General features: G+C 76.2%; 2 protein-coding genes. One reads left to right on the top strand and one right to left on the bottom strand.

All coding sequences use genetic code 11. The features are described 5' to 3' along the window. Positions 1-1,208, top strand: a 1,208-nt coding sequence (locus tag HMPREF3086_RS02095) for an amidase (protein ID WP_070719922.1), incomplete at its 5' end; no start/stop codon positions are given. Positions 1,209-1,226: 18 nt separating this feature from the next. Here HMPREF3086_RS02095 and HMPREF3086_RS02090 read toward each other — a convergent pair. Further along, positions 1,227-1,463 (bottom strand): DUF1059 domain-containing protein, encoded by a 237-nt coding sequence (locus HMPREF3086_RS02090; protein WP_061916565.1) that lies wholly within the window; start codon positions 1,461-1,463, stop codon positions 1,227-1,229. Between the last annotated feature and the right edge of the window lie 93 nt (positions 1,464-1,556).

The raw sequence follows: 1,556 nt of genomic DNA, 5'->3' as shown, positions 1-1,556 counted from the left end.
GGGCGGCGGGCGCCGCCGTCGACGCCGGGACACCGGAGGCCCGCGCGCGACTCCCGCTGGCGGGGGTCCCGCTGGCGATCAAGAGCACGGTCACCCTCGACAACCCCGTGGTGACCCCCCTGCTGGCGGCCGGCGCCGTCCCGGTCGGCGTCACCGCCGCCCCGCAGCTGTGCACGTGGGGGATGACCGATTCCGACGCCCACGGCATCACCCGCAACCCCCGGGACACGTCGCTGTCCGCCGGGGGGTCCTCGGGCGGCTCGGCCGCGGCCGTCGCCTCCGGCATGGTGCCTCTCGCGGTGGGTGACGACGGGATGGGCTCGCTGCGCATCCCCGCCGCGGCCTGCGGAATCGTCACCATCAAGCCCGGGCCGGGGGTCGTACCGACGCGCCTGTCCGGGGACAACTGGGGCGGCCTGGCCGAATCCGGCCCGCTGGGCCGGACGGTCGGCGACGTCGCGCTCGCCCTGTCGGTCATGGCGGGCCGCCCGGAGCTCGCCCGCACCGGCCCCGTGCCCGGAGGCACCCGCGTCGGCCTGTCCGTCGCGAGCCCGATACGGCTGGGCCGCGATCTCGTGCGCGTTCACGCACCCTGGGTTCGCGCGGCGCGGGAAGCCGCCTCACTGCTGCGCGCCGAGGGCCTCGTCGTCGTCGACACCTCCCTGCCGTCCCCGCGCGACCCGATCCTCTACCTCGCGCGGTGGACCTCCGCCGTGGCGCGCGCCGCCGAGGAGGAGAACCTCCCCCTCTCGGCGATGGAGCGTCGCACCCGACACCACGCGCTGCTCGGCCGCACCGTGTTCCGGCGGGGCGGCGCCGGCGACGGTGACACCCGTTGGAACCGCGGCGTCCGGGCGCTCCGCGCGGACGTCGAGCGCGCCATGGACAGCGCCGGGGTCGACGTGTGGCTGACCCCGGCGCTGGCCGACGTCCCGCCCGAGGCGACCGACTGGCACCGGCGATCCTGGGGGCGCTCCCTGTGGGCGTCCATGCGGTTCTCGCCCTTCACGCCGCTGGCGAACGTCCTGGGCTGGCCCGCGCTCTCCGTGCCGTGCGGCAGCACCACCACCTCGGCGGGACGGACCCTGCCCACCTCGGTCCAGCTGGTAGGGCGCCCCGGCTCCGAGGCGACGTTGCTCGCCCTCGCGGCCGTCATCGAGCGGGCGGGAGTCAGCCAGCGGACCCCGGGCGGGGCCGGCGCCTCCTGACGCTCGGTCTCCTGACGCTCAGTCCTCCGGCAGGTCGGCGAAGCGCTTCTTGACGTCGCGGTACCACCCCAGCGACTGCCTGGGCCGACGCCACCTGCCCTTCATGTCCTCCCGCGCAGGCACGTGCGCCTCGTCGCCGGCCCGGACGCGCTCCTTGAGGTGGGCGTCCTGGGCGCTGATCACGTCGTCCGCCGTCTCGCCGCGGTGCGCCAGGTCGCAGGGCCCGCCCAGGTCTTTGCAGGTCATCGTCTTCATGTGGCATCCGTCCTCTCGGGTCGTGGCGGTCGCGGATCGCACCGCCTCACCTCGTTGACGAGCGGCGCGCCGCGGATGTGACCGCGGCGCCCG

This window comes from Dietzia sp. HMSC21D01, from assembly GCF_001815995.1.
Lineage (GTDB): Bacteria > Actinomycetota > Actinomycetes > Mycobacteriales > Mycobacteriaceae > Dietzia > Dietzia cinnamea.
This window is presented reverse-complemented; position numbering and strand designations above follow the sequence as displayed.

Excerpts from the sequence above, each read along its gene's own strand:
- HMPREF3086_RS02090 (WP_061916565.1), bottom strand. The coding sequence starts at position 1,463 with ATGAAGACGATGACCTGCAAAGACCTGGGCGGGCCCTGCGACCTGGCG.